Below are 543 nucleotides of genomic sequence, written 5' to 3' on the forward strand. Positions count from 1 at the left end.
CCAGTACTCCCGGTAGGTCCAGTACTCCCGGTAGGTCCAGTACTTCCGGTAGGCCCAGTACTTCCGGTAGGTCCAGTACTTCCGGTAGGCCCCGTAAGCCTGTAAGGGAAAATAATGTCAAGAGCCATTGACATTAGTTCCTTTTTTCTAATTTCATTATTATCTTGAATATAAATCACCTCATCTTTTTAAATAAGAATGTTATAGATTTACTACTTTTTAAATAGAATGATCAATTTATTATATTAATAATAGTGGCTATAGCAACGGTAAAATGTTTAATACATGTAATAATTATTATGAGAAGAAAAGAGAATAGTTATAAAGTTATTCTTTAATGATAAGTTCTAAATGATATGTATGGGTTAAAAAACATGTGGAATGAGGTATTAACTTGAAACGCAATGACAAATTATCATTGAATAAGGGGATGATAGGACCAGAAAATATTGGACCTACATTTCCGATTCTTCCACCAATTTATATTCCAACCGGAGCAACAGGCCCAACTGGAATAACGGGAGCAACCGGAGCAACAGGCCC

The 543-nt window shown here is 35.9% G+C and carries 1 protein-coding gene and 1 pseudogene; one reads left to right on the plus strand and one right to left on the minus strand.

Features of this window, described 5'->3' with window-relative positions; translation table 11 throughout:
- A pseudogene (locus BM089_RS31445) lies at positions 1-179 on the minus strand (collagen-like triple helix repeat-containing protein); the annotation flags it as partial.
- Between the two features lie 251 nt (positions 180-430).
- Between BM089_RS31445 and BM089_RS07930 the strand changes: the two are divergent.
- Positions 431-543: exosporium leader peptide-containing protein (locus BM089_RS07930; RefSeq protein WP_254791357.1), on the plus strand; the 113-nt coding region annotated here is incomplete at its 3' end.

The sequence above is a fragment of the Bacillus sp. 5mfcol3.1 genome (genome assembly GCF_900114335.1).
Lineage (GTDB): Bacteria > Bacillota > Bacilli > Bacillales > Bacillaceae_G > Bacillus_A > Bacillus_A thuringiensis_S.